This is a genomic window from Halomonas sp. G15 (genome assembly GCF_021282295.1).
In the GTDB taxonomy this organism is placed as follows: Bacteria; Pseudomonadota; Gammaproteobacteria; order Pseudomonadales; family Halomonadaceae; genus Halomonas; species Halomonas alimentaria.
On sequence record NZ_JAJSPA010000001.1, the window covers coordinates 206,789 to 232,968 of the forward strand.

The window sequence follows — 26,180 nt, forward strand, 5'->3', positions numbered from 1 at the left end:
CATGACCAGCAACCCTCGGATCGGCCCCATCGCCCTGCCCGACACTCGAGCGCGCCGCGTCTTCCAGGAACTGCTCGAGGGGTCCGGCGTCACCCTCAACGGCGATGCCCCACAGGATCTGCGTATCTACCACCCCGACTTCTTCTCGCGGGTGCTGCATCAGGGCACCCTGGGCCTCGGCGAGGCCTACATGGACGGCTGGTGGGAGTGCGAGCGCATCGACGAGATGGCCTGCCGGCTGCTGCGCCACGGCCTCGCTGAGCGCGCCCATACCCCATCGGAGCGATTGATGTATCGCCTGCAGGCCGGCTTCTTCAACCTGCAGAGCCGGGCACGGGCCTACATCGTCGGAGAAGCTCACTACGACCTGGGCAACGACCTCTTCGAGCGCATGCTCGACCCCACCATGTGCTACTCCTGTGGTTACTGGAAGGAGGCAGAGACCCTGCACGAGGCCCAGGTCGCCAAGCTGGAGCTCGCCTGTCGCAAGCTCGCACTGGTGCCAGGCATGCGCGTGCTGGATATCGGCTGCGGCTGGGGCAGCTTCGCCGAACACGCCGCGCGCCACCACGGGGTCGAGGTGACCGGTATCACCATCTCCCGGGAGCAGGCGGCGCTGGCCCGCGAGCGCTGCGCCGGCCTGCCGGTGACCATCGAGCTGATGGATTATCGCGACCTCACTGGCCGCTTCGACCGCATCGTCTCCATCGGCATGTTCGAGCATGTCGGTCATCGCAACTACCCCACCTACTTCGCCACCGTGGAGCGCCTGCTGGAAGCCGAAAGCCTCTTCCTGCTGCATACCATCGGCTCCAACCACTCAGAGATCACCGCCGACCCCTGGATCAACAAGTACATCTTTCCCAACGGCGTGCTCCCCTCGGCAATGCAGATCGCCCGTGCCAGTGAGCCGCACCTGCTGATGGAGGATTGGCAGAACTTCGGCCCCGACTATGACCACACCCTGATGGCCTGGCTGGCCAATGTCGACGCCCGCTGGCCCGAGATCGCCCACCGCTACAACGAGCGTACCCGGCGCATGTTCCGCTACTACCTCGCCGTTTGTGCCGGTGCCTTCCGGGCCCGCCATCTGCAGCTGTGGCAGGTGGTCTTCTCCCGGGACCGTCTGCAACGCTACGATGCCCCCAGATAATTCCAGCGAATCGTGACACCGGTCAGGCATCACTCGCATTGTCGGCAATCGCTTACATCCTATGAAGGAGTTTCGGGGGGCATAGCCTCCCTGAATCGGGGTAAACTGTGCCATGACCTGACCGCACCTCGACGGCAGGCACCTATAACGACATCACTTCCTGTACGCAGCAGGACACTGAAAAAGGAACCCCGCATGACGTCGACGACTGTCATGCCGGGCGGGAGAGAGCTCGACACGGCACCGGTCGACCGGCTGCCCGGAGTCATCTTTCAGCTGCACCGCAGCCACGCTGGGGAGATGCACTTCCCCTACCTGGCGGGGGCCGGCGTCCGCCTTATCGGCATAGCTCCGGAACACCTCGCCCTGGACGCCCGTCCCGCTCTGGATCGCCTGTCGGATGAGGATTATCCGCGCCTGATGGTGGCGCTGGAGCGCTCCATGCGCTGGCAGACCCCGCTCAGCACCCGCTTCCGGTTGCCTCTCAAGGGGCGTGGCACCCGCTGGGTCGCCCTGCGGGCCCAACCCACACCCACATCAGATGGCGTGCTGTGGCACGGCATGCTGATGGATATCACCGAGCAGGTCAGCGAGGAGGCCCGCTTGCGTCGGCTCTCCGACACCGACGACCTGACCGGGGTGGCCAACCGCCGCCGCCTGATGGCGCGTCTCGAGGAGGCGGTGTCACTCAGCAATCGCCACGCCACCCCGTTGTCGCTGATGATCCTCGACATCGACCACTTCAAGACCATCAACGACACCCACGGCCACCTGCAGGGAGACGAGGTGCTGCGCGACGTGGCCCAGCTGTGCCGGGAGACCCTGAGAGAGGAGGACCTGGTGGCACGCATGGGCGGCGAGGAGTTCGCCCTGCTGCTGCCTCTCACGCCACGCCAACGGGCGCTGACCCTGGCCGAGCGCCTGTGTCGCATCATCGAGGGGCATGACTTCGACGTGGAAAGCCGTATCACGGTCAGCATCGGCGTCGCCGAACATCGCATCGGCGAGGGGCATCTCCAGCTGGTCGAGCGCGCCGACCGTCGACTCTATGCGGCCAAGGACGACGGCCGCAACCGCGCCCTGGCCGACACCTGAGCGGGGACGACGAGCCGAGGCGAAGCGTATACACTGGATATTCATCCATAAAAAGCTGATCGCATCATGATCGACGAGACCCTCCAGCGCGTTTTCGGCTACCCCGAGTTCCGCCCCGGCCAGCGCCCGGTGATCGAGGCCGTGGTGGCCGGCCGCTCGGCGGCGGCCATCTTTCCCACCGGCTCCGGGAAGTCGCTCTGCTACCAGCTCCCCGCCCTGCACCTGCCCCACCTCACCCTGGTGATCTCGCCCCTGCTGGCGCTGATGCAGGACCAGCTCGCCTTCCTCGAGCGCCACGGCATCCGGGCCGCCAGCATCGACTCCGGGCAGAGTCGCGAGGAGGCGGCCGCGGTGATGGCAGGCGTCGAGCGCGGCGAGATCCGCATCCTGATGATCTCGGTGGAGCGCCTCAAGAACGAACGCTTCCGCGCCTTCATCCGCCGGGTGCCGATCTCGCTGATGGTGGTCGACGAGGCCCACTGTATCTCCGAATGGGGCCACAACTTCCGCCCCGACTACCTGAAGCTCCCCGACTACCAGCGCGAGTTCGCCATCCCCCAGGCGCTGCTGCTCACCGCCACGGCCACCCCGCGGGTGATTGACGACATGCGCGAACGCTTCGCCATCGCGGCGGACGACGTCACCGCCACCGGCTTCTATCGGCAGAACCTGGACCTGACGGTGGCGCCGGTACCCGCCGACACCCGCCCCCGCGCCCTGGCCACCTGGCTCAAGGAGCGCCGGGGCGATGCCCCCTTCCCCACCATCGTCTACGTCACCCTGCAGCAGACCGCCGAGCGACTCGCCGCCTACCTGGGCAAGGCCGGCATCACCGCCACCGCCTACCATGCAGGCCTCGACGCCGAACGGCGCGAGGCGATCCAGCGCGACTTCATGGCTGGCCACAGTGACTGCATCGTCGCCACCATCGCCTTCGGCATGGGCATCGACAAGGCCGATATCCGCGCCGTGGTCCACTTCGACCTGCCCAAGTCCATCGAGAACTACAGCCAGGAGATCGGCCGTGCCGGGCGCGATGGCAAGCCCTCCGAGTGCCTGATGCTCGCCGGGCGCGACACCCTCAGTGTGCTGGAGACCTTCGTCTACGGCGACACCCCGGAGCAGCACGGCATCCGCCGGGTGATCGACGAGCTACGCGCCGCCGGGCCGCGCTGGGAGCTGACCCTCAACGCACTTTCCCAGCATGCCAACATCCGGCCGCTGCCGCTCAAGACCCTGCTGGTGCAGCTCGAGCTGCGCGGCATCATCCGCCCGCGGCACGCCTACTTCGCCGACTATCGTTTCAAGCTGCTGTGCGAACCCGAAAGCCTGGTCGCCCGTTTCCAGGGCGAGCGTCAGGCCTTCGTCCAGGCAATCCTCGACGCCTCCCGCAAGGCACGCACCTGGCACGAACTGGATTTCGCCAGCCTGGAGGCCCTGGGCCGGGAACGTGGCCTGGACACCACTCGCAGCCGGGTGATCACCGCCCTGGACTACTTCGTCGACAAGGGCTGGCTCGAGCTGCAGAGCCGTCAGCTCACCGAGGTCTATGAGGTCGAGCAACCCGGGCTCGACCCCCAGGCATTGAGCGACGAGCTCCACGGCTATTTTCGCGACAAGGAGGCCGCCGAGATCACCCGCCTGCATGCCATGCTCGAACTCTTCGAGAGCGAGCGCTGCCTGAGCCGCCGTCTGGCCGAGTGGTTCGGCGACGACCGCGCACCGGAACAGTGCGGCCACTGCTCGGCCTGTCGTGGGCAGCCCGCCCGGTTACCGCCGGCCGCCGAACGCGCCCCGCTGACGGGACGCCATCCCGACGAACTGCTCGGCGAGTTCCGCACGCGCCTGGCCGACCAGGGCGACGGACACTCAGCCACTCCGGACCTGCTGGCACGCTTCCTGTGCGGCATAACCACCCCGCTCTTCACTCGGCTCAAGGCGCGGCAGCTGTCGGGCTTCGGTGCCCTGGAGGGAACCCCCTACGCCGAGGTGCGCGAATGGCTGGCCGTGCATGGCGCGAGTGATTCAGCGCAGTAGCCCCCGGCGCTGCAGGGCGCGCATCAGCAGGTGAACGGGCAGGAAGAGCAGCAGTGGCCAGAGGCCCATCAGGGCGACCAGGTAGAGCAGCGGGTCCACCAGGGCCTGGGGCTCGCTGCCGAAGGGGCCCCGGGTCCAGTTGACATTGCGCGAGGGGTCGGTGAACAGAAAGCTGGCCGGGATCACCAGCCAGGTGAGCCCCGTCTGCCAGGCCAGGGCGCGCGGTTCATAGCCCAGCCGCCAGACCGAGAGCCCCGCCACCGCCGGCAGGATCAGGTGGTAGAGCGAGAGCAGCCGGGTCAGCAGCGGCTCCTCGCCATCAAACATGTACTCGGTGCCACCGATGGGGTGCCAGCCGATCAGCGCCGCGGTCCCCACGTCCAGCGCCCACAGCGTCCCGACCAGGGCCACCGCCAGCCACTGCATGGAGAGCAGCAGGCGGCTCTCACGCCACAGCCCCACCAGGATCAGGAAGTTGGCCAGGTTGCATAGCCAGAAGTAGTTCTGGGGCCCCAGCAAGAGCCAGAAGGTGGGCGCCCAGGCGACGATCCAGGCGGTGAAGGCGAGCTTCAGCCAGAGGGGGAGCCGATTGCGCCTGTGGTCGGACATGCCGCTCTCCTGGTTGCGCCTTCCGGTGTTGCCCGGTGGCGCCGGGATGGCCTGTGGCGAGCACGGCAGCTCGCGTCCCCAGCCTCCAGCGCTTGACGCCTCGCGCCGCCTGCACGACCTTTCGGGGTGAATCCCCGACCTAGGAGACGACCATGAGCCAGCTTTCCAGAGAGTCCTGCGAGGCCTGCCGCGTCGGCGCCCCGACGGTCACCGAGGAGGAGGTCAAGGCACTCGGCGCCGAGGTGCCCGAGTGGCAGATCGTCGAGCGCGATGGCATCATGAAGCTCGAGCGGGTCTTCACTTTCCCCGACTTCCGGCAGGCGCTGGCCTTCACCCAGCGCGTCGGTGAGCTCGCCGAGCAGGCGGATCATCACCCAGCCCTGCTGACCGAATGGGGCAAGGTCACCGTGATCTGGTGGTCACACAAGATCAAGGGCCTGCACAGGAACGACTTCATTCTTGCCGCCAGAACCGACGAGGTAGCGAAATAAATGTTCGAACACATTGAGCGGGTTCCCGGGGATGCCATCCTCGGTCTGATCGAGGCCTTCAAGAAGGACACCAATCCTCAGAAGGTCGATCTCGGCGTCGGGGTCTACAAGGATGCCCAGGGCAACACCCCGGTAATGCGCGCCGTCAAGGAAGCCGAGGCCCTGCTGCTCAAGAACGAGACCACCAAGACCTACATCGGCTCCCACGGGGCGCCGGAGTATGGCGCGGTGATCCTGCCCATGGTCCTGGGCGAGGCCTCTCCGGTACTCGAGGCCGGTCGCGCCAGCGCCACCCAGTCGCCCGGCGGCACCGGCGCCCTGCGCCTGGCGGCGGACTTCATCGCCAAGAAGCTGCCCGGCAAGGGTATCTGGGTCTCCGACCCCACCTGGCCCAACCATCACGGCATCTTCACTGCCGCCGGCATCGAGCTGCACAAGTACCCCTATGTGGACGCCGAGAACCGTCTCGACTTCGACGGCATGCTCGCGGCCCTCAAGCAGATCCCCGAGGGCGACGTCGTGGTGCTGCACGCCTGCTGCCACAACCCCACCGGCTTCGACTTGTCCCGTGAGCAGTGGCAGACCGTGCTCGAGGTGCTGCGTGAGCGTCGCCTGCTGCCGCTGGTGGACTTCGCCTACCAGGGCTTCGGCGAAGGCCTGGACGAGGACGCCTACGGGGTACGCCTGCTGGCCGAGAACCTCGACGAGGTGATCATCACCAGCTCCTGCTCCAAGAACTTCGGCATCTACTGCGAACGCACCGGCTGCCTGATCATGGTGGCGAAGGACGCCGAGCAGATGGAGAACGTGCGCTCCCAGATCGCCATCGTCGCCCGCGAGAACTACTCCAACCCGCCGGCCCACGGCGGCGCCATCGTCAGCGAGATCCTCCACTCCGCGGAGCTCGCCGCCCTCTGGCGCGAGGAGCTCACCGAGATGCGCGATCGCATCAACACTCTTCGCCGCGACTTCGTCGAGGCCCTCAAGCCCTACGGCCTGGACCAGAAGTATGCGCATATCGCCGAGCAGCGCGGCATGTTCAGCTACACCGGCCTGACGCCCGAGCAGGTCGACCGCCTGCGCGACGAGTTCGGCATCTACATGGTGCGCTCCGGCCGCGCCAACGTGGCGGGCTTCTCCCATGACAACCTGCCCTACCTGGCCAAGGCGGTCGCCGCGGTCAACTGATCGCCGCCATGCCAGCCAGTCACGACGCCCGGGCCCTGCCCGGGCGTCTGCGTTTCGGGTAGAATCCCCGCCTTCCAGAGTCATCGACTCCATTGCCGCCGGGGCCCGGGGCGCCGCGTGGCGCCCGTGGAACGGCCAGGCTTGACCAGTCAGTCAGGTTTCGACCAGACTGCCTCTCGGCCTTGTTCCAATAATCCGACAACCAAGAGGCTCACCCATGGCGGCTCCCTCCCAGCACCAACCGGTGCACTACCCCTGGTACAAGAAGGAGGACACCGACGCCTTCTTCGCGCTGTTCCAGAACAATATCGCCAACTTCGTGATCATCGCCATCACCATGCTGGGCATGGAGTTCCCGGCGTCGATCGTCTTCGGCCAGGTGCTGCCCGGTGCCGCCGTGGCGGTGATGGTGGGCAACTTCTACTACGCCTGGAGTGCGGCGCGCCTGGCCCGCAAGGAGAACCGTGCCGACGTCACCGCCCTCTCCTACGGCATCTCGACCCCGGTGATGTTCGTCTTCCTGTTCGGCGTGCTGCTGCCGGCCAAGCAGCTCACCGGTGATGCCGAGCTGGCCTGGAAGGTGGCGGTGGCCGCCTGCTTCATCAGCGGTGCCATCGAGGCGGTGATCAGCCTGATCGGCCGCTGGGTGCAGTACCACCTGCCGCGGGCGGCGATGCTCGGCGCCGTGGCTGGCGTTGCCTTGACCTTTATCGCCGGCGAGATGCTGTTCAAGACCCTTGAGATGCCGGTGATCGGCCTGCTGGTGCTGGCGATCATCATCGTCGGCCTGGTGGCGCGGGTGGCGATGCCCTTCCGCCTGCCCACCTCGCTGTTCGCCATCGTGGTGGGTACCGCCATGGCCTACCTGATCAGCGACGCCGGCGGCGAGCGCTTCAGTGATGCCTTTACCCACCTGGGCTTCTACCCGCTGCTGCCCAACCTGGCCTGGTTCGAGGGCCTGGGGCTGCTATTCACCGGTATGCTGGCGGTGCTCACCGTGGTGCTGCCGATCACGCTCTACAACGCCATCGAGACCATGAACAACGTCGAGGCAATGGAGGCCGCCGGCGACAAGTATGACGTGCGTGAGTGCCAGGCAGTGGACGGCGTGGGCACCATGCTCGGCGCCCTGTTCGGCGGCGTCTTCCCGACCACCGTCTATATCGCCACCGTGGGCGCCAAGTGGATGGGCGCGGGACGCGGCTACAGCATCCTCAACGGCGCGGTCTATGCCCTGGCCACCATGTTCGGGCTGATCGCCGCGCTGGCCGCCATCATTCCGGTCTCGGTAGTGGCGCCGATCCTGGTGTTCGTCGGCATGTCGATGATCGCCACCGCCTTCCAGAGCAACGATACCCGCTACTATCCGGCGGTGGCCCTGGCCATGCTACCCTATTTCGCCAACTACGTGATGACCCGCTTCAACCGCGCCGCCGAGGAGACGGTGAGCGGGATCTCCGGCGGCGTGGTGCCCCTGGGCCAGGGCGCCATGTTCACGGCGATCTTCCTCGGTGCCATGACGGTGGCGGTGATCGACCACCAGTTCCGGCGTGCCGCCGCCTTCGCCGCCGTCGCGGCCGGCTTCTCCTTCGTGGGGCTGATGCACGCGCCGAAGCTCGCCCTCAATGCCGCCGGTGACTACACCCTGGGCTACCTGGTGATGGGCGCGCTGTTCCTCTACTTCGCCTGGCAGGAGAGCCGCCAGGCAATGAGTGACCCCGCCACTCGGCCACGCTGAGCGCTATCACGCCCGACACAGACGACTCGCCCCGCCAGATGGCGGGGCGAGTCGTTCAGGGCTGCCGAGTGCCTCGGCGATGCATCACTTCCAGAAGTCGCGGATCGAGGCGACCCCCTGAGCCCCCACGGCGCGGGCGTGGTTGGCATCGAAGCGGGTCATGCCACCCAGTGCAAAGACCGGCATGGCGGCGCGCTCCACCAGCTCCTGGAAGTCGTGCCAGCCCACGGGCGGCACATCGGGATGCGACGGCGTGGTGCGCAGCGGCGAGAGGGTCACGAAATCGCAGCCCAGCCTGCCGGCCTGGACGAGCTGCTCCCGATCGTGGGTCGAGGCGGCGAGCCACTTGCCCTCGGCGATGGGGCGCCGCTCCAGTTGCATCAGTCGCTCACTGGTCAGGTGGATACCATCGGCATCCACCGATTCGAGCAGCTCGGGTTCCCCGTTGAGCAGCAGACGCGCACCGTACTGGCGACAACGTGCCAGAGCGGACTCCGCGCGAGCCAGGTAAGCGGCGTCATCCAGCTGCTTGGCACGCAGCTGCACCAGGCGCACGCCATCCTCTACCAGGGCCCGCTCGAGACGCTGGTCAAACTGCCCATCGTCCTCCTCCTCGCCGGAGATAAGGTACTCGGTGGGCAGCATCACCGCGCGCAGGATCGGCAGGTTGGCCGCCGGAAAGGGGTAGTTGACCAGGTCCTTCATCGGCACCCAGCGCACCGCCTGACCCTCGCGACCAAAGGGCTCACCGGAGAACTCGTGGACCTGCCACACATCGAGCAGGATATGCTTGTCGGGATACTCGTGATGGATGCGAATCAGCGGCTGGGCGCGCCGGATCTCGACGCCCAGCTCCTCGTGGAGCTCGCGCTTGAGCCCACCCAGGCCCGTCTCGTAAGGCGCCAGCTTGCCGCCGGGAAACTCCCAGAGCCCACCATGATCAACGTTACTGGGTCGGCGCGCGATCAGCACCTCGCGGCCGTCGGCGCTGATGATGGCCGCCGCCGCCACGTGCACCCTTCTCTTCACCATTGCGTTCATTCACCCTTCCAACGTGTCCGCGCACGGCGGCGCGGGGTCTGTGTCTGACCGGATGTACCGGATCTGGCAGTATGCCGACGCTCAGCTGCGGTAGTCGGCATTGATGCTGACATAGTCATGGGAGAGGTCGGTGGTCCACACCGTGGCACTCTCCCCACCGCGGTCGAGCGCGATGCGGATGGGAATCTCCTCGCGCCCCATCACCGCGCTTCCGGCCTCCTCGGTATAGCCCGGGGCACGCCCGCCCCCCTCCACCAGGCGCACCTCGCCCAGGTCGATGGTCACCCGTGACACATCGAAGTCGGCCACCGGCGCACGCCCAACCGCGGCGAGTATTCGCCCCCAGTTGGCATCCGAGGCGTAGAGCGCCGTCTTGACCAGCGGCGAGTTGGCCACCGTAAAGGCCACGTCGAGTGCCTCCTGCCGACTGGTAGCGCCGTCGACCTGCAGGGTCACGAACTTGGTGGCGCCTTCTCCGTCACGAATGATCGCCTGGGCCAGCTCGGTCATCACCCGCTGCAGGCCGTTGCGGAATATGGCGATCGCTTCCTCATCCGCCATCAACGGGCCGCGCTGGGTGCTGATCAGCACGCAGGCGTCGTTGGTGGAGGTGTCACCATCCACGGTGATGCAGTTGAAGGAGCGCTCGACGGTCTCGCGCAGCAGCCTGTCGAGGAGCTCCTGCTCGAGGCTCGCATCGGTGGCCACGAAGCTCAGCATGGTGGCCATGTTGGGCTGGATCATCCCCGAGCCCTTGGCGATGCCGTTGATGACCACCCGCTCCCCGGCAATCTCCAGGGTGACGCTGGCGCCCTTGGCACGGGTATCGGTAGTCAGGATGCCCTCGCCGGCCTGGTGCCACGCCTCGGCACCTTCGTCGAGGCTGTCGAGTGCGACCGGCAGGCCGGCCAGCAGCCGCTCCATGGGCAGCGGCTCGCCGATCACCCCGGTGGAGAATGGCAGAACGGCCCGTGCGTCGACCCCGGCCAGGCGGGCCAGTTCGGCGCAGCTGGCACGTGCGTCACGCAACCCGATCTCGCCGGTCCCGGCATTGGCGTTGCCGGTATTGATCACCAGGTAGCGCGGCGCCTCACCGCTTGCCAGGTGCTCCCGGGCCACCGTCACCGGGGCCGCGCAGAAGGCATTGCGAGTGAAGGCTCCCGCCATGCGGGCCCCCTCGGGACTCTCGATCACTACCAGGTCGCGGCGGCCAGGCTTCTTGATCCCCGCCATGGCGGTGCCCAGTCGCACGCCGGGAATGGCCGGCATCTCGGGAAATGTTGCGTCACCCACTGCCATCGTCTCGTCTCCTCTGGGGTTGGCCGAAGGCCAGGTTCAGCTCAGCTTGCCGCAGCACTGCTTGTACTTCTTTCCCGAACCGCAGGGACAGGGGTCGTTGCGCCCCACCTTGGGTCCTTCACGACGCACCGGACGCCCATCGGCTCCCGGCGCCACCGGCGCCTCGTCGTCGTCATCACGGGCGGCCTCGGGCGCATCGTGGCGACTCGCCGCGGTGGCCTTCTCGCGCTCCAGGGCCTCACGGCGCTGACGCTCCAGCTCCTCGACCTCCTCGGGACGGCGAACCTGAACGTGGCTGAGGATTCGCGTGACATCGCCCTTGATATTGGCCAGCAGGTTCTGGAACAGCTCGAAGGCCTCGCGCTTGTACTCCTGCTTGGGATTCTTCTGGGCGTAGCCGCGCAGGTGGATGCCCCGGCGCAGGTGGTCCATGGATTGCAGGTGCTCCTTCCAGCGGGTATCCAGCACCTGCAGCATCACCTGCTTCTCGAAGCGGCGCATAAGCTCGGCGCCGGCCTGCTCCACCTTGGCCTCATAGGACTCGCGGTGCAGGCTCTGCAGACGCTCGCGCAACTGCTCCTCGTGGAAGCGCTCGTCCTCCTCGGCCCACTGCACCACGGGTGCGTCCAGGTTGAACTCTGACTTGAGGTACTCCTGGAGCCCGGCCAGATCCCACTGCTCGGGCAGACTCTGGGGCGGCACATAGTCGCTGATCGCGAGGTCCATGACCTCCTCGCGGATGCCGGCCACCGCCGCCGATACCTCCTCGGCGGCAAGCACTTCGTTGCGCTGTTCGTAGATCACGTGACGCTGGTCGTTGGCCACGTCGTCATACTCGAGCAGCTGCTTGCGAATATCGAAGTTGCGGCTCTCGACCTTCTTCTGGGCACGCTCCACGGCATTCGACACCATCTTGTGCTCGATCGCCTCGCCGTGTTCCAGGCCCAGTGCCTTCATCATGCGCTGTACCCGGTCGGAGCCGAACAGCCGCATCAGGCTATCCTCCAGCGACAGGAAGAAGCGGGTCGAGCCCGGGTCACCCTGACGGCCGGCACGGCCACGCAGCTGGTTGTCGATGCGCCGCGACTCGTGGCGCTCAGAGCCGATCACGTGCAGGCCGCCGGCCTCGAGCACCGCCTCATGGCGGGCCTGCCACTCGGCCTTGAGCTGCTCGACCTGCGCGGCACTGGGGTTCTCCAGCTTGGCCGCCTCAGCCTCCCAGTTGCCACCCAGCACGATATCGGTACCGCGGCCGGCCATGTTGGTGGCGATGGTAATGGCTCCCGGGCGGCCGGCCTGAGCGATGATCTCGGCTTCGCTCTGGTGCTGCTTGGCGTTGAGCACGTTGAACTTGAGGCCGCCCTTCTTCATCAGGTTGGCCAGGTACTCGGAGGTCTCGATGGAGGCTGTACCCACCAGCACCGGCCTGCCCGCCTCGGTCTCGGCCTTGACGTCCTCGATGATCGCCTCGAACTTCTCCTCGGCGGTGAGATAGACGAGATCGTTACGGTCGCGGCGAATCAGCGGCTTGTTGGTGGGGATCACCACCACGTCGAGGCCGTAGATCTGACGGAACTCGAAGGCTTCGGTGTCGGCGGTACCGGTCATGCCCGCCAGCTTCTCGTAGAGGCGGAAATAATTCTGGAAGGTGGTGGAGGCGAGCGTCTGGCTCTCGCGCTGCACGGCCACCCCCTCCTTGGCCTCCACCGCCTGGTGCAGCCCCTCGGACCAGCGGCGGCCGGGCATGGTGCGGCCGGTGTGCTCGTCGACGATCACCACCTGGCCATCGCTGACGATATAGTCGACGTCACGATGGTAGAGATGACGGGCGCGCAGGGCCGAGTGCATATGCTGCAGCAGGTTGAGGTTCTGGGCGGCGTAGAGGGAGTCTTCCTCGCCCAGCAGCCCCTGCTCGCGCATCAGGCCCTCGATCTTGTGGTGACCGTTTTCGGTGATCTCCACCTGCTTGTGCTTCTCGTCCAGCGTGAAGTCACCCTCTACCGAAGCATCGGCATCTTCCGAGACTTCCCCCTGGACCAGATGCACCGACAACCGATCGACAACCCGATAGAGTTCGGTATTCTCGTCCACCGCCCCGGAAATGATCAGCGGCGTGCGCGCCTCATCGATCAGGATCGAGTCCACCTCGTCGACGATAGCGTAGTGCAGCCCGCGCTGGACCTTGTCCTCCAGAGAGAAGGCCATGTTGTCACGCAGGTAGTCGAAGCCGAACTCGTTGTTGGTGCCGTAGGTGATGTCGCAGGCGTAGGCGGCACGCTTCTCCTCGGGTGTCTGGCCGGCGTAGATGACGCCGACGCTGAGCCCGAGGAACTCGTATAGGGGACGCATCCACTGGGCGTCACGCCGCGCCAGGTAGTCGTTGACCGTCACCACGTGCACACCCTTGCCGGGCAGGGCGTTGAGATAGACCGCCAGGGTCGCCACCAGGGTCTTGCCCTCGCCGGTCTTCATCTCCGCGATGCGACCATTGTGCAGGGTCATGCCACCGATCATCTGGACGTCGAAGTGGCGCATGCCCATGACCCGCTTGCTGGCCTCGCGCACCGTGGCGAAGGCCTCGGGCAGCAGCGCATCCAGCGCCTCGCCCCCCTCGAGGCGCTCGCGGAAGTCGTCGGTACGAGCCTTGATGGCCGCATCATCGAGCCCTTCGAGCTCGTTCTCGAGAACATTGACGCGCTCGACCTGGCGGCCCATGCGCTTGACTTCGCGGTCGTTCTTGGAGCCAACGACCTTGCGTAACAGGGAATTGATCATGAAGTGTCCGTCATCTGCGTATGGCATAGCGCCGACGGCCCGGGGCGGTCGGCCATGGTCAGGGGTTCAGCTTGCCCACGCAGGGGGAGGACCGCGGCGAGTCAGGACGTCATGGGCGGCGGTGGCCTGCAGGATGGCCACGCGTGGAAGTGCGGGCATGCCGCCACGGAGTGTCACACTGGCCCGCCGCCGCAGCGGCCAACCCCGCATCCGGCGGCGCGCCTTGAGCCGCGAGCTGGCTCGAATCAGCGCCGGGGCCAGGATGCACACCTGCACCAGCCGCTCGGCCTGACGCGTCAGGTCACCCTGGGCAAGGCCCGCGGGGAGCAGGCAGCTCACCAGCAGGCCAGCCAGCCACCAGCGGGCGTGACGCCGCGATGGAGCGGGCCTGGCGGGTGTGGCTGGCGAGTGGCTGAGGGTCACGGCCATGCTGTCGAGGGGCTCCCGGGCGTGCTAGTCTGGCGGGCGCTGCAGGCCCATCGCGTTTATCGTCTGACCCGCCTGGCGCGGGCCGAGAGAGTCAAGCCCATGAGTATAAAGGTTAAGCGCTTTCGCGCCCAGCCCATGTCCCGGCTGCTTGGCGGGCGCGGCGAACTCGGCTCGCTGATGCGCATGGCGAGGCTGATCGACCTCGCCCAGGCACACCTGCGCGCCCACCTGCCCGAGGAGCTTGCCGAGCATCTGCACGTCGGCGGCTTTCGCGACGGCAAGCTGACCCTGATCGCCGACGGTGCCGCCTGGTTGACCCGACTGCGCTATGAACAGCCTCGCCTGCTGGAACTGCTGCACGAGTTGCCCGGCTTCGAGGCGGTGCAGGGGTTCACCCTGAAGGTCAGGCCCGTGCGCCCACCCAAGGTACCGCTACGCCAGGTCCGCCATCTGCCGACCCGGGCCGCCGACGAGATCTCCAGCTGCGCCGCCGATACCGAGGACCCAAGGCTCAGGGAAGCCCTGGAGCGGCTCGCCTCCCATGCCGAACGGAAGGACGAGCCGTAAGCTGGAAGCTGGAAACTGGAGCGCGCCATAAAGCAAACCGCCCCCGTGGCATGACCACGGGGGCGGTTCTCTTGCAGCTTGAAGCTTATGGCTTACAGCTCCCGGCGCAGCCGGGTTCAGGCCATGGCGGGGGCAGCATAGGAGATCGGGGCGACTTCGCTCTCGTCCTCGAAGGTGACGATCTCGTAGGCATCGGGCTGGTCCATCAGGGCGCGACACAGCTGATTGTTCAGGGCATGCCCGGACTTCACGCCATGGAATTCGCCGATCAGGCTGTAGCCCAGCTGGTAGAGATCACCGATGGCATCGAGCACCTTGTGCTTGACGAACTCGTCGTCGTAGCGCAACCCGCCCTCGTTGACGATGCGGTAGTCGTCCACGACGATGGCGTTGTCGAGGCTGCCACCCAGCGCCAGGTTGTTGGAGCGCAGGTACTCCAGGTCACGCATGAAGCCGAAGGTGCGCGCCCGCGACACCTCCTTGACGAAGGAGGTGGTGGAGAAGTCCACGGCGGCGGTCTGGGTCTGGCTCTCGAACACCGGATGGTCGAAGTCGATGGAGAAGCCTACCTTGAAGCCCTTGTGGGGGCGGAAGGTGGCTTCCTTGTCGCCATCACGCACCGTCAGCTCGCGCTTGATGCGCATGAACTTCTTGGGGGCGTTCTGCTCGCTGATCCCCGCTGACTGGATCAGGAACACGAAGGGGCCGGCGCTGCCATCCATGATCGGCACCTCGGCGGCACTGAGATCCACGTAGGCGTTGTCGATACCCAGCCCGGCCAGCGCCGACATCAGGTGCTCCACGGTGGCAACCTTGGCGCCGGCATGGGTCAGGGCGGTGCACAGGGTGGTATCGGTCACCAGTTCCGCGCGGGCCGGAATCTGCACCTCGGGATCCAGGTCGGTGCGCACGAAGATGATGCCGCTATCCACGGGCGCCGGCCTCAGGGTCATGTAGACCTTCTTTCCGGAATGCAGGCCGACGCCGGTGGCGCGGATGACGTTCTTCAGGGTGCGTTGTCTGATCATGGGCAGTGGCCAGGCGGTTATCGGATTATCAAACAGTGTTCACTATAGCACCGAACGAGCGTTTCAACAAAGAAAGCTCGTTCGGTGCGGCGCATGGCCCCGATAGCCTGCCTCAATCGGCCTGACGACGCAGGAACGCCGGAATATCGAGGTAGTCATCGAGCTCCTGGGAGCGGCGCTTCTCGGGGCGCGGCTTGGGGGCCTCCTCGGGCTCGGCACGGGCCGCCGCGGCGGAGGACTGCCGTGCAGCGATACCCTGCTGGGCACTGCGACGGTAGTCGCCACCCGCCTCGACCCGCTTGGCACTCTCGCGGCTCGACGCCTTCTTCTGGGCACCCTCGAGACCGGCGGCCACCACGGTGACGCGCAGCTCGTCGGTCAACTCCATGTCGATGGAGGTACCCACCACGATGGTGGCATCCTGGGAGGCGAACTCCTGGACGGTGGCACCCACATCGTTAAACTCGCCGATGGAGAGGTCCGGACCGGCGGTGATATTGACCAGGATGCCGCGGGCGCCGTGGAGGTCGATGTCCTCCAGCAGCGGGCTGCGGATGGCCTTCTCGGCGGCCTCGCGGGCGCGGTTCTCTCCGGTGGCGCTGCCCGTGCCCATCATCGCCATGCCCATCTCGGACATCACGGTGCGTACGTCGGCGAAGTCGACGTTGATGATGCCGGGGCTGGTGATCAGCTCGGCGATCCCCTGCACGGCCCCCAGCAGAACATCATTGGCGGCACTGAAGGCGGAGAGCAGGCTGGCACTCTTGCCCAGAACCGAGAGCAGTTTCTCGTTGGGAATGGTGATCAGCGAATCGACATGCTCGGAGAGCTCACGCATGCCCTCTTCGGCGGCGCGCATGCGCTTGGGACCCTCGAAGGGGAAGGGCCGGGTAACCACCGCCACGGTGAGGATGCCCAGCTCCTTGGCCACCTGCGCCACCACGGGGGCACCACCGGTGCCGGTGCCGCCACCCATGCCGGCGGTGATGAACACCATATCGGCGCCCTCGAGCAGCTCGGCGATGCGCTCGCGATCCTCCATGGCGGCCTGGCGCCCCACATCGGGGTTGGCACCGGCTCCCAGCCCCTTGGTGATCTCGTTGCCGAGCTGGAGAACGGTCTTGGCCGCCACTCGCTTGAGGGCCTGGGCATCGGTGTTGGCGCAGATGAACTCCACGCCCTCGATGCTGCTCTCGACCATGTGGTTGACGGCATTGCCGCCGCCGCCGCCCACGCCGATCACCTTGATGACCGCGCTGCTTGAGGGTGCGCTATCTACCAGTTCAAACATTTGCCCCGTCTCCTGAACCGCCGCTGGCGATCCTGTCAGAAATTTCCTTTCAACCAGCCCTTCAGCCTCGTCAGCGCCGAGAGTCCTTCCCTGTCGCCGCGGCGTGCGGCGTCCTCGCGCCGGGACTGTGCGGACATCATGCTGCCCTGTGCCTGTCGACCGTGCCCCTGCCGTGTCTCTTGTAGAGCGTAATGTAACAAACCGACTCCGGTCGAATAAATCGGGTTGCGCACCACATCGGCCAGCCCGCGCACGTTCTGCGGGCAGGCGATGCGCACCGGCATGTGAAAGATCTCCTCGGCCAGCTCCACCACACCTTCCATGCGGGCGGTACCGCCGGTCAGCACCACACCGGCGGCCACCAGGTCCTCGTAACCGCTGCGGCGCAGTTCGTCGCGGACCAGGGTAAAGAGCTCCTCGTAGCGCGGCTCGACCACCTCGGCGAGAGCCTGGCGCGAGAGGTCGCGGGCCGGACGGTCGCCGACGCTGGGCACCTTGATCATCTCGTCGCTGGCGGCCAGCTGGGTCAGCGCACAGGCGTACTTGACCTTGATCTCTTCCGCGTGCTGGGTCGGCGTGCGCAGCGCCATGGCAATATCGTTGGTGACCTGGTCGCCGGCGATGGGGATCACCGCGGTGTAGCGAATGGCCCCCTCGGTGAACACGGCGATATCGGTGGTACCACCACCGATATCGACCATGCAGACGCCGAGCTCGCGTTCATCCTCGGTAAGCACCGCCATGCTGGAGGCGAGCTGCTCGAGGATGATGGCGTCGACCTCCAGTCCGCAGCGGCGCACGCACTTCTCAATGTTCTGTACCGCATTGAGGGCGGCCGTGACCAGATGGACGCGCGCCTCCAGGCGCACACCGGACATGCCCAGCGGCTCGCGGATGCCGCCCTGGGCATCGATGGCGAACTCCTGGGGCAGCACGTGCAGCACCCGCTGCCCCTCGGAGATGGCCCGTGCCCGGGCCGAGTCGATCACGCGGTCGATATCCGAAGGGGTGACCTCGCGCTCCTTGATCGCCACCACGCCATCGGAGTTCATGGAACTGATATGGCTGCCCGCGACCCCCACATAGACCGAGTGGATATCGCAGCCGGCCATCAGTTCCGCCTCTTCCACGGCACGCTGGATCGACTGCACTGTGGATTCGATATTGATCACCACTCCCTTCTTCATGCCTCGGGAGGGGTGCGAGCCGATACCGGCGATCTCGATGCCGCCGTCATCGGTGGGCTGCCCCACGATCGCCACCACCTTGGACGTTCCGATATCCAGCCCGACTACCATATTGGACGCATTGGATGGACCTGCCATGAGTCGGGAAGTCTCCTCGAACCTGGCCCGCTTGATGGGCCTGCAACACGAAAATGAACCTGGGGCCAATTATAGGAACAACTGAGCGTATTCCTCCACCCCGGAACGAAAAAGCCCCTTCACGATACGGCCATTTTGTCGCGAAAGAAACAGGCGTATGCCCTTCACCATGCGTGTTTGGCCGAAAAAAGGGCTCAGCCCTCCTCTTCGCCATCCTGCTCGAGAGGGTCGCTTTCGCCGTGCCATGCCACGGCCACCCCATTGGGGTATCGAAGGTCGATGTAGCGGATATGCGACGCCTGCTCTTCGAGCTGTCGACGCCAGGCCGCGGTCAGGCGCGCCAGGCGCCCTTCGAGGTCACTGCGCCCCAGCATCACCCAGACGCCGTCATCGAGCTGGAAGCGCCAGGCGCCCCGTGGCTCCAGTCGCAGCTGGGTCAGCTCGAGCCCCAGTTCGGCGAAGCGCGTGGCGAGACGTTCATGGTAGGCGAGCACCTCGGCACCGCTTCCGCGGGGACCGGCGAGATCGGGCAGGTCGCCGGGAGGCGACACCGGGCCGGTGGCGAAGGGTTCCCCCTCGGGATTGAGCAGGTAATCATCGTTCCAGCGCGCGACCGGCACCTGCTCCACCAGTTCGAGGGTCAGGGCATTGGGCCATTCGCGGCTGACCCGAGCCTCGGCGATCCACTCGACCTCCAGGGCCTGCTCGCGTAGTTCAGCGACATCCACCGACAGCCAGGTATGGCCGCGCAGCAGCGGCGTCAGCTCGCTGCGCAGATAGTCGGCGCTGACATGCTCCAGGTCACCGCCGATCGAGACGCGCTCGAGGGGGCGATCCAGCCACAGCCACAGCGCCCTGCCACCGGCGCCGAGCAACACCACCAGCAGCATCACGCCCAGCCATCCACCACGCTGGTTCATGCCGGACGGCTCTCCAGGGTAGCGGCAAGGATGCGCAGCACCAGCGTCTCGAAGTCGATGCCGACATGGGCCGCGGCCTGGGGTACCAGGCTGTGATCGGTCATGCCCGGCGAGGTGTTGACCTCGATCAGCCAGAAACGCCCCTGGGCATCACGCATCACGTCGACGCGTCCCCAGCCCTCGCCGCCCACCGCGGCGAAGGCCTGGCGGCACAGCTCACCCAGCTCGACCTCGTCGCTCTCCCCCAGCCCACAGGGCAGATGGTAGAGGGTCTCGTCGGAAAGGTACTTGGCCTCGTAATCGTAGAAACCACCGGCCGCCTCCACGCGGATCGCCGGCAACACCTCGTCGCCGAGCAGCGACACCGTGTACTCCTCGCCCTTCACGAAGCGTTCGGCCATCACCCGGGCATCGAAACGCGCCGCCTCGTGGTAGGCCTCGGCCAGCGCCTCGGCGCTCTCCACCACACTGATGCCCAGTGTCGAGCCTTCGTGAACCGGCTTGACGATCAGCGGCAACCCCAGGCGCTCGACCACGGCCTGCCAGTCGGCTTCCGGCCCCAGCATCTCAGCCTCGGGGGTAGGCATGCCGAGTGCCTGCCACACCAGCTTGGTGCGCTGCTTGTCCATGCCCAGCGCCGAGGCCAGCACCCCGCTGCCGGTATAGGGAATGCCCAGCAGTTCCAGCGCCCCCTGCAGGGTGCCGTCCTCGCCACCACGCCCGTGCAGGGCGATGAACACGCGATCCGGAGCCAGCGCCTCGAGCCCCACCAGGCCGCCATCGGCCGGGTCGTAGCCGACCGCATCGACACCGGAGCGGATGAGCGCCGATAGCACTGCCTGCCCGCTCTTCAGCGATACCTCGCGTTCGGCGGAACTGCCGCCGAAGAGCACCGCCACGCGCCCCAGTTCAGTCACCAGGCTCATAGCGTCACCTCCTCGAGTCTCAGCGCCGCCTCGGCCAGCGCCAGAGAGATCCCACCGATATCACCGGCCCCCTGGGTAATCAGGATATCGTCGGGCCTGAGCACGCGGCCGAGCAGTTCGGGCAGCTCTGCCTTGTCCTGGACGAAGATCGGGTCGACGGCGCCGCGCTGGCGGATCGAGCCGGCCAGGGTGCGCCCCTCGGCACCGGGGATCGCCGCCTCACCCGCGCTGTAGACGTCGAGCAGCAGCAGGGTGTCGACTCCGCCCAGCACCCGCACAAAGTCTTCAAAGAGATCACGAGTGCGCGTGTAGCGGTGGGGCTGATAGAGCATCACCAGGCGACGCTCGGGCCAGCCGGCACGCACCGCCTGGATCACCATCTCCACCTCGCGAGGATGATGACCATAGTCGTCCACCAGCATCACCTCGCCCTCGCCTCCCGGCGCCGGGTAGTGGCCGTGGACCTGGAAGCGACGTCCCACCCCCTGGAAGCCGGCAAGGCCGCGCAGGATGGCGTCATCATCCACGCCGGCGTCACTGGCCACGGCGATGGCGGCCAGGGCATTCAGGGCGTTATGACGACCGGGCATCGCCAATCTCACCTCGAGAGGCGCCTGTCCACCGGGACGGCGAGCGGTGAAGCGCACCTCACCCTCTGCCTGGACGAAGTCCTCGACGCGGTAATCGGCATCCTCGCTGAAGCCGTAGGTGACGAACTGGCGGCTGACACGGTCGAGCAGCCCACGCACATGTTCATCATCGATACACAGGATGGCCAGTCCGTAGAAGGGCAGGTTGTGCAGAAATTCGATGAAGGTGCCCTTGAGCTTCTCGAAGTCACCGCCGTAGGTGCTCATGTGGTCGGCGTCGATATTGGTGACGATGGAGACCATGGGCTGCAGGTGCAGGAAGGAGGCGTCGGACTCGTCGGCCTCGGCCACCAGATAATCGCCCTCCCCCAAGCGTGCGTTGGTGCCGGCGCTGGTCAGCCGACCGCCGATCACGAAGGTGGGATCGAGACCACCCTCGCCGAGCAGGGTCGCGGTCAGGCTCGTGGTGGTGGTCTTGCCGTGGGTACCGGCCACGGCGATGCCGTGGCGGAAGCGCATCAGCTCGGCAAGCATCTCGGCACGACGCACCACCGGCACACGATGCTCATGGGCCCAGACGATCTCGGGGTTGGTCTCGTCCACCGCGGTGGAGACCACCACCACGTCGGCGCCGGCGACGTGCTCGGCGGCATGACCGATGGCCACGCGGATCCCGCAGCGGCGCAGCCTCGCGACCACCGGCGACTCGCGCAGGTCGCTGCCGCTGACGGTGTAGCCCTGGTTGGCCAGCACCTCGGCGATACCGCACATGCCGGCACCGCCGATGCCCACGAAATGGATGTTGCGAATACGGCGCATGCCCAGCCCACGACCATGGCGGGCGGGCTCGGCCTGGCCGGGCATCGGATGTGATCTGCTATCGCTCAAAGCCTGTCTCCATGCAGCCGGCCACCAGGCGCTCGACAGCGTCGAGATGGGCGCAGGCGCGGGCCCGCGACGCCATGGTGGCGAGGGTATCGGGGTCGAGCAGCGCCGCCAGCCGGTCGGCCAGCGTCGCTGCACTGAGTTCTCTCTGGGGCAGCAGCTCGGCGGCGCCCTCCTCCACCAGCGCCCTGGCGTTGGCGGTCTGGTGGTCGTCCACGGCGTGCGGGAAGGGCACGAACAGCGCCGGCTTGGCCGCGGCGGCGAGCTCCGCCACGGTCAGGGCGCCGGCCCGGCACACCACCAGGTCGGCCCAGGCATAGGCGGAAGCCATATCATCGATAAAGGCGGTGACCTCCGCGACGACGCCCTGCCGAGCGTAGGCATCACGGGTGGCGGCATCCTTGTCACGACCGGCCTGGTGGTGCACCTCGGGTCTGAGCTCCTCGGGCAGCCGAGCCAGGGCCGCCGGCAGGCCCTCGTTCAATGCCTGGGCGCCCAGCGAGCCACCGATCACCAGCAGGCGCAGCGGACGCCCGGCCATCTCGTCGCTGCCGCGGGGGGCCTCTCCCAGGCTCGCGATCTCGTCGCGCACCGGGTTGCCGATCACCTCGCCGCGGCCCTGGAAGGCCTGGGGAAAGGCCGCATAGACCCGCCGCGCCAGCCGCGCCAGGGCACGGTTGGTGAGCCCGGCCACGGCGTTCTGCTCGTGGATCACCAGCGGGCGCCGCGAAAGCCAGGCGGCGAGTCCGCCGGGGCCGCTGGCGAAGCCACCCAGTCCCACCACCAGCTGGGGGTCGAAGGCACGGATCACCCGCCATGCCTGCCATACCGCCCGGCTCAGGTTGAAGGGCGCCAGCAGCCAGCCGGCCGCGCCGTTGCCGCGCAGGCCGGCCACGGCGATGCGATGGAGGGGAATGCCCGCCTCCGGCACCAGGCGGTTCTCGATGCCTCGCGGGCTACCCAGCCAGGCGACCTCCACGCCGCGGGCCTGAAGGCCACGGGCCAGGGAGAGCGCGGGGATCACATGGCCACCGGTACCACCGGCCATGATCAGGGCCCGACGGGGAATGGATTCGCTCATGGCTCGACTCCTTGTCTGGCCAGTGTGGACGAGCCGACAGCCGCCACCGGGCGTGGAGCCACTGGTGAGCGGCGTCGCTGTTCACGCCGCGTCTCGATATCCACGCGCAGCAGCATCGCCACCATGCAGGTACATACCAGCAGACTGGAGCCGCCGTAGCTGAGCAGCGGCAGGGTCAGCCCCTTGGTGGGCAGCATGCCGCTGCTCACCGCTATATTGATGAATGCCTGGGCGCCGATCACCAGTGCGATGCCATAGCTGAGGTACGCGGAAAATGCTCGACCCGCCAGCTCGGCACGCCGCCCCACCGCCATGGCACGCCACACCAGCAGGGCGAAGAGGCCGATGACGCAGACCGCCCCCAGCAACCCGAGCTCCTCGGCCAGCACCGCGAAGACGAAGTCGGTGTGCGCCTCGGGCAAGTAGAAGAGCTTCTGGACGCTGTTGCCCAGCCCCACGCCCAGCCACCCGCCACGACCGAAGGCGATGAGCGCCTGGGTCAGCTGGTAGCCGCTGGCGAACTGGTCGGCCCAGGGATCGACGAAGCTGGTCAGTCGCGCCAGCCGGTAGGGCTCGGCGATGGCCAGCAGGGCACCACCGGCGGCCACCAGCAGCGCCAGCAGCAGGAAGCGTCCCCAGGGCGCACCGGCCATCAGCAGCATGCCCATCACGCAGCCGGTCAACACCACCACGGCGCCGTAGTCGGGCTCCATGATCAGCAGGACTCCGTAAAGGCCAAGCACCACCAGGGGACGCAGGAAGGCCCCCCAGTGGCGACGCACCTGGGGCAGGAAGCGCTCCAGGTAGCCTGCCAGATAGACAATCAGGAACAGCTTGGCGAATTCGGAGGCCTGGACATTGAAGGGCACCCCGGGAATCGACAGCCAGCGCCTGCTGCCGTTGACCTCGCGCCCCACCAGCAGAACCAGCGCCAGCAGCAGCAACCCCAGCAGCAGCAGCAGGGGGCCGTTGGCCCTCCACCAACCCAGCGGCACGCGCAGCACGCCGGTCGCCACCGTGATCGCCACCAGCAGGAAGATGCCGTGACGAATGCTGAAGTACCAGGGGTTACCGGTCAGGCTCGCCGCCACGCCGGTGGAGGCGGAGGTGACCATGACCCAGCCGACCAGCAGCAGTGCCAAGGCGGCCACCAGCAGCCATCCGTCAACGGGGTGATCACGGGTCGAGAGTGCCTCGCGGAGTCTTGCCAGTCGGCTCATGCCCCCTCCTGCGCCAGGTGATGGTGGACCCAGTCACGAAAGGCATCGCCACGCACCTGATAGTTTCTAAACTGATCGAGGCTGGCACAGGCCGGCGAGAGCAGCACGGCATCTCCCGGTTCGGCGATGGTCGCGGCCCGCGCCAGGGCCGTGGCCAGGTCGGCGACCCGGGTGACCGGCAGCCGCCCGGCGAGAGCCGCCTCGAGGCGGCCGGCATCGGCACCGAACAGGATCGCCTCGCGGCCGAAACGCGCCAGGGGCTCGGCCAGGGGCGTGAAGTCGGCCCCCTTCCCCACGCCACCGGCCAGCAGGATCAGTCGGCCATCGAGGGTGGGGCCGAGCCCGGCGATGGCCGCCAGGGTCGCACCCACGTTGGTGCCCTTGGAGTCGTTGATCCAGCGCACGCCGCCCGCCTCGGCGACCAGCTCGCTGCGGTGGGGCAGCCCCGGGAAGCGTTCGAGCACCGCCCGCATGGCGTCCAGCGGAAAGCCGAGCCGATGGCCCATGGCCAGGGCCGCCAGGGCATTGGCCTGGTGGTGACGGCCGGCCAGGCGCATGGCGGCGACGGGCATCAGCGGCGACTCGCCATGCATCAACCAGTCACCACCGTCGCGGCTGGCCACGCCCCAGTCGTCGCCCTGCGGCTGCCCGGTGGTAAAGCGATCGACGGCGGGCATCTCCCCCGCCGGCCAAGTCATGGCGTCGTCGGCATTGACCACGGCGTGGCGTGCGCCCCGGAAGATGGCGAGCTTGGCGGCACGGTAGCCGGCCATGTCGCCATGGCGGTCCAGATGGTCCTCGGAGAGGTTGAGGAAGGCGGCGCTCTCGGCGCCCAGGTGCGGCGTGGTCTCGAGCTGGAAGCTGGAAAGCTCCAGCACGTAGAGCCCGGCATCGGGCACCTCGTCGAGGAGGTCCAGGGCCGGGGTCCCCAGGTTGCCGCCCACGGCCACCCGCACCCCCGCCTCACTGGCCATCTCACCAACCAGCGTCGTCACGGTGGACTTGGCATTGGAGCCGGTGATGGCGGCGATGGGCGCTCGGGCCGCGCGCACGAAGAGCGCGATCTCGCCGATCAGTCGCGGCTCGCCGGTGGCGGGATTGATCCGCCCGGCCAGCGTCTCGAGCCCCGCCGTGTGCGGGTCGATGCCGGGGCTCAGCACCACCTCCTCGACCGCCTCGAGGTCGAGTGCATCGAGGGGACCGAGGTGTAACGCGACCCCGGGATGGGCGGCCCGGAAGTCATCCACTCCGGGCGGCGCCTCGCGGGTGTCGGCGACCATGAAGGGCACGCCATGCCGCGCCAGATGGCGACAGATCGCGCGACCGGAGAGACCCAGCCCCACCACCAGGGTGGTGCCGGGGGGCACCGGGATGACGGCATCATGCGTGGCGGTCGCGTCGCGTACCATCAGCGCACCTTGAGGGTGGCCAGCCCGATCAGCACCAGCACCACGGTGATGATCCAGAAGCGCACGATGACCCGCGGCTCCGGCCAGCCCTTGAGCTCGTAATGGTGGTGCAGCGGCGCCATGCGGAAGATGCGCCGACCGGTGAGCTTGTAGGATGCCACCTGCAGGATCACCGAGACGGTCTCCATCACGAAGATACCGCCCATGATGAACAGAACGATCTCCTGGCGCACGATCACCGCCACCACGCCGAGGGCCGCACCCAGGGCCAGCGCCCCCACGTCGCCCATGAACACCTGGGCCGGATAGGTGTTGAACCACAGGAAGCCCAGGCCGGCGCCGGCGATGGTGGCACAGAACACGGCGAGCTCACCGGCCCCGGGAATCCCCGGGATCTGCAGATATTCGGCAAACACCGCATTGCCGCTGGCATAGGCGAAGATCCCCAGCCCCATGGCCACCAGCACGGTGGGCATGATCGCCAGGCCATCGAGGCCGTCGGTGAGGTTGACGGCGTTGGAGCTGCCGACGATCACCAGGTAGGCCAGCACCACGTAGAAGAGCCCCAGCGGCAGCACGAACTCCTTGAACAGCGGCACGATCAGGCTGGTCTCCACCGGCGAGGCGGCGGTGACATAGAGCAGCACCGCCGCCGCCAGGCCGATCACCGACTGCCAGAGGTATTTCCAGCGCGCCGGCAGGCCGCGCGGATTCTTCTCCACGACCTTGCGGTAATCGTCGACCCAGCCGATGGCACCGAAGCCCAGGGTCACGGCCAGCACGACCCACACATAATGGTTGGCCAGGTCTCCCCACAGCAGGGTACTGACGGCGATGGCCATCAGGATCATGGCGCCGCCCATGGTCGGGGTGCCCGCCTTGGAGAGATGCGACTGGGGACCATCGTCACGCACCGCCTGGCCGATCTGCCCCTCGACCAGCCGGCGGATCATCACCGGGCCGAGCCACAGGCAGAGCACCAGGGCGGTGATGGTGGCGAGGATCATCCTCAGCGTGAGGTATTCGAAAACATTGAAGGCGCTGAAGTACTGCGCCAGGAATTCAGCCAGATAGAGAAGCATG

At 67.1% G+C, this 26,180-nt stretch carries 22 protein-coding genes; 7 read left to right on the forward strand and 15 right to left on the reverse strand.

What is annotated here, in order from left to right:
• Position 1 precedes the first annotated feature (1 nt).
• From cfa to LWH48_RS01025, 3 genes are all read left to right on the forward strand, one after another.
• On the forward strand, positions 2–1,153 hold the full coding sequence (gene cfa / locus LWH48_RS01015) for a cyclopropane fatty acyl phospholipid synthase (RefSeq protein ID WP_232910942.1): 1,152 nt from the start codon (positions 2–4) through the stop codon (positions 1,151–1,153).
• 195 nt (positions 1,154–1,348) lie between these two features.
• Positions 1,349–2,248 (forward strand): GGDEF domain-containing protein, encoded by a 900-nt coding sequence (locus tag LWH48_RS01020; protein WP_232910943.1) that lies wholly within the window; start codon positions 1,349–1,351, stop codon positions 2,246–2,248.
• Positions 2,249–2,314: 66 nt separating this feature from the next.
• Positions 2,315–4,285, forward strand: a complete 1,971-nt coding sequence (locus LWH48_RS01025; RefSeq protein WP_232910944.1) for a RecQ family ATP-dependent DNA helicase — start codon at positions 2,315–2,317, stop codon at positions 4,283–4,285.
• On the opposite strand, the gene LWH48_RS01030 is transcribed toward LWH48_RS01025, so the two are convergent.
• Positions 4,274–4,894 carry a hypothetical protein gene (locus LWH48_RS01030; protein WP_232910945.1) on the reverse strand — a complete coding sequence of 207 codons (621 nt, stop codon included), beginning with the start codon at positions 4,892–4,894 and terminating at the stop codon, positions 4,274–4,276. The two genes, LWH48_RS01025 and LWH48_RS01030, sit on opposite strands and share 12 nt — an antisense overlap.
• 152 nt (positions 4,895–5,046) lie before the next feature.
• Between LWH48_RS01030 and LWH48_RS01035 the strand changes: the two genes are divergently transcribed.
• The 3 genes from LWH48_RS01035 (at position 5,047) to LWH48_RS01045 (ending at position 8,311) form a co-directional block, all read left to right on the forward strand.
• Positions 5,047–5,385, forward strand: coding sequence for a 4a-hydroxytetrahydrobiopterin dehydratase (locus LWH48_RS01035; protein WP_232910946.1), 339 nt, complete (start codon positions 5,047–5,049; stop codon positions 5,383–5,385).
• The gene (locus LWH48_RS01040; RefSeq protein ID WP_232910947.1) at positions 5,386–6,573 is read left to right on the forward strand and encodes an amino acid aminotransferase; all 1,188 of its coding nucleotides are present in this window, start codon (positions 5,386–5,388) and stop codon (positions 6,571–6,573) included.
• Positions 6,574–6,790: 217 nt separating this feature from the next.
• Complete coding sequence (locus tag LWH48_RS01045; RefSeq protein WP_232910948.1) at positions 6,791–8,311, forward strand: NCS2 family permease; 1,521 nt, start codon at positions 6,791–6,793, stop codon at positions 8,309–8,311.
• Positions 8,312–8,395: 84 nt separating this feature from the next.
• On the opposite strand, the gene LWH48_RS01050 is transcribed toward LWH48_RS01045, so the two are convergent.
• The 4 genes from LWH48_RS01050 to LWH48_RS01065 all read right to left on the reverse strand — a co-directional run bounded on the left by LWH48_RS01050 (position 8,396) and on the right by LWH48_RS01065 (position 13,855).
• Entirely contained in the window at positions 8,396–9,343 is a 948-nt protein-coding gene (locus LWH48_RS01050) for a Nudix family hydrolase (RefSeq protein WP_232911026.1), read from the reverse strand.
• Between the two features lie 90 nt (positions 9,344–9,433).
• Positions 9,434–10,651, reverse strand: a complete 1,218-nt coding sequence (argJ, locus tag LWH48_RS01055) for a bifunctional glutamate N-acetyltransferase/amino-acid acetyltransferase ArgJ (protein ID WP_232910949.1) — start codon at positions 10,649–10,651, stop codon at positions 9,434–9,436.
• Positions 10,652–10,687: 36 nt separating this feature from the next.
• A complete protein-coding gene (gene secA / locus LWH48_RS01060) occupies positions 10,688–13,426 on the reverse strand; it encodes a preprotein translocase subunit SecA (RefSeq protein ID WP_232910950.1) in 2,739 nt (912 codons plus the stop codon).
• Between the two features lie 66 nt (positions 13,427–13,492).
• Complete coding sequence (locus LWH48_RS01065; protein ID WP_232910951.1) at positions 13,493–13,855, reverse strand: hypothetical protein; 363 nt, start codon at positions 13,853–13,855, stop codon at positions 13,493–13,495.
• 99 nt (positions 13,856–13,954) lie between these two features.
• Between LWH48_RS01065 and LWH48_RS01070 the strand changes: the two genes are divergently transcribed.
• Positions 13,955–14,422 carry a DUF721 domain-containing protein gene (locus tag LWH48_RS01070; protein ID WP_232910952.1) on the forward strand — a complete coding sequence of 156 codons (468 nt, stop codon included), beginning with the start codon at positions 13,955–13,957 and terminating at the stop codon, positions 14,420–14,422.
• Between the two features lie 116 nt (positions 14,423–14,538).
• Here the strand turns inward: LWH48_RS01070 and lpxC are convergent, their stop codons facing one another.
• From lpxC to mraY, 10 genes are all read right to left on the reverse strand, one after another.
• Entirely contained in the window at positions 14,539–15,450 is a 912-nt protein-coding gene (lpxC, locus tag LWH48_RS01075; protein WP_161432362.1) for a UDP-3-O-acyl-N-acetylglucosamine deacetylase, read from the reverse strand.
• A gap of 112 nt (positions 15,451–15,562) precedes the next feature.
• Complete coding sequence (gene ftsZ / locus LWH48_RS01080) at positions 15,563–16,741, reverse strand: cell division protein FtsZ (RefSeq protein ID WP_232910953.1); 1,179 nt, start codon at positions 16,739–16,741, stop codon at positions 15,563–15,565.
• 35 nt (positions 16,742–16,776) lie between these two features.
• Positions 16,777–18,066: a cell division protein FtsA gene (ftsA, locus tag LWH48_RS01085; protein ID WP_161432364.1), complete on the reverse strand. Its 1,290-nt coding sequence runs from the start codon at positions 18,064–18,066 to the stop codon at positions 16,777–16,779.
• 194 nt (positions 18,067–18,260) lie between these two features.
• On the reverse strand, positions 18,261–18,986 hold the full coding sequence (locus tag LWH48_RS01090; protein WP_232910954.1) for a cell division protein FtsQ/DivIB: 726 nt from the start codon (positions 18,984–18,986) through the stop codon (positions 18,261–18,263).
• Positions 18,983–19,912, reverse strand: coding sequence for a D-alanine--D-alanine ligase (locus LWH48_RS01095; RefSeq protein WP_232910955.1), 930 nt, complete (start codon positions 19,910–19,912; stop codon positions 18,983–18,985). The genes LWH48_RS01090 and LWH48_RS01095 overlap by 4 nt, the downstream gene beginning before the upstream one ends.
• Positions 19,909–21,366, reverse strand: coding sequence for a UDP-N-acetylmuramate--L-alanine ligase (gene murC, locus LWH48_RS01100; protein ID WP_232911027.1), 1,458 nt, complete (start codon positions 21,364–21,366; stop codon positions 19,909–19,911). The genes LWH48_RS01095 and murC overlap by 4 nt, the downstream gene beginning before the upstream one ends.
• Positions 21,367–21,379: 13 nt before the next feature.
• Positions 21,380–22,468, reverse strand: coding sequence for an undecaprenyldiphospho-muramoylpentapeptide beta-N-acetylglucosaminyltransferase (gene murG / locus LWH48_RS01105; RefSeq protein ID WP_232910956.1), 1,089 nt, complete (start codon positions 22,466–22,468; stop codon positions 21,380–21,382).
• On the reverse strand, positions 22,465–23,688 hold the full coding sequence (gene ftsW, locus LWH48_RS01110; protein ID WP_232910957.1) for a putative lipid II flippase FtsW: 1,224 nt from the start codon (positions 23,686–23,688) through the stop codon (positions 22,465–22,467). The genes murG and ftsW overlap by 4 nt, the downstream gene beginning before the upstream one ends.
• On the reverse strand, positions 23,685–25,097 hold the full coding sequence (gene murD / locus LWH48_RS01115; protein ID WP_232910958.1) for a UDP-N-acetylmuramoyl-L-alanine--D-glutamate ligase: 1,413 nt from the start codon (positions 25,095–25,097) through the stop codon (positions 23,685–23,687). Before murD ends, ftsW begins: the two co-directional genes overlap by 4 nt.
• Positions 25,097–26,179, reverse strand: coding sequence for a phospho-N-acetylmuramoyl-pentapeptide-transferase (gene mraY, locus LWH48_RS01120; protein ID WP_161432370.1), 1,083 nt, complete (start codon positions 26,177–26,179; stop codon positions 25,097–25,099). Before mraY ends, murD begins: the two co-directional genes overlap by 1 nt.
• Position 26,180 lies beyond the last annotated feature (1 nt).

Coding starts and splice junctions, on each gene's coding strand:
- cfa (WP_232910942.1), top strand. CDS start 2: ATGACCAGCAACCCTCGGATCGGCCCCATCGCCCTGCCCGACACTCGA.
- LWH48_RS01020 (WP_232910943.1), top strand. CDS start 1,349: ATGACGTCGACGACTGTCATGCCGGGCGGGAGAGAGCTCGACACGGCA.
- LWH48_RS01025 (WP_232910944.1), top strand. CDS start 2,315: ATGATCGACGAGACCCTCCAGCGCGTTTTCGGCTACCCCGAGTTCCGC.
- LWH48_RS01030 (WP_232910945.1), bottom strand. CDS start 4,894: ATGTCCGACCACAGGCGCAATCGGCTCCCCCTCTGGCTGAAGCTCGCC.
- LWH48_RS01035 (WP_232910946.1), top strand. CDS start 5,047: ATGAGCCAGCTTTCCAGAGAGTCCTGCGAGGCCTGCCGCGTCGGCGCC.
- LWH48_RS01040 (WP_232910947.1), top strand. CDS start 5,386: ATGTTCGAACACATTGAGCGGGTTCCCGGGGATGCCATCCTCGGTCTG.
- LWH48_RS01045 (WP_232910948.1), top strand. CDS start 6,791: ATGGCGGCTCCCTCCCAGCACCAACCGGTGCACTACCCCTGGTACAAG.
- LWH48_RS01050 (WP_232911026.1), bottom strand. CDS start 9,343: ATGGTGAAGAGAAGGGTGCACGTGGCGGCGGCGGCCATCATCAGCGCC.
- argJ (WP_232910949.1), bottom strand. CDS start 10,651: ATGGCAGTGGGTGACGCAACATTTCCCGAGATGCCGGCCATTCCCGGC.
- secA (WP_232910950.1), bottom strand. CDS start 13,426: ATGATCAATTCCCTGTTACGCAAGGTCGTTGGCTCCAAGAACGACCGC.
- LWH48_RS01065 (WP_232910951.1), bottom strand. CDS start 13,855: ATGGCCGTGACCCTCAGCCACTCGCCAGCCACACCCGCCAGGCCCGCT.
- LWH48_RS01070 (WP_232910952.1), top strand. CDS start 13,955: ATGAGTATAAAGGTTAAGCGCTTTCGCGCCCAGCCCATGTCCCGGCTG.
- lpxC (WP_161432362.1), bottom strand. CDS start 15,450: ATGATCAGACAACGCACCCTGAAGAACGTCATCCGCGCCACCGGCGTC.
- ftsZ (WP_232910953.1), bottom strand. CDS start 16,741: ATGTTTGAACTGGTAGATAGCGCACCCTCAAGCAGCGCGGTCATCAAG.
- ftsA (WP_161432364.1), bottom strand. CDS start 18,066: ATGGCAGGTCCATCCAATGCGTCCAATATGGTAGTCGGGCTGGATATC.
- LWH48_RS01090 (WP_232910954.1), bottom strand. CDS start 18,986: ATGAACCAGCGTGGTGGATGGCTGGGCGTGATGCTGCTGGTGGTGTTG.
- LWH48_RS01095 (WP_232910955.1), bottom strand. CDS start 19,912: ATGAGCCTGGTGACTGAACTGGGGCGCGTGGCGGTGCTCTTCGGCGGC.
- murC (WP_232911027.1), bottom strand. CDS start 21,366: ATGCCCGGCCAGGCCGAGCCCGCCCGCCATGGTCGTGGGCTGGGCATG.
- murG (WP_232910956.1), bottom strand. CDS start 22,468: ATGAGCGAATCCATTCCCCGTCGGGCCCTGATCATGGCCGGTGGTACC.
- ftsW (WP_232910957.1), bottom strand. CDS start 23,688: ATGAGCCGACTGGCAAGACTCCGCGAGGCACTCTCGACCCGTGATCAC.
- murD (WP_232910958.1), bottom strand. CDS start 25,097: ATGGTACGCGACGCGACCGCCACGCATGATGCCGTCATCCCGGTGCCC.
- mraY (WP_161432370.1), bottom strand. CDS start 26,179: ATGCTTCTCTATCTGGCTGAATTCCTGGCGCAGTACTTCAGCGCCTTC.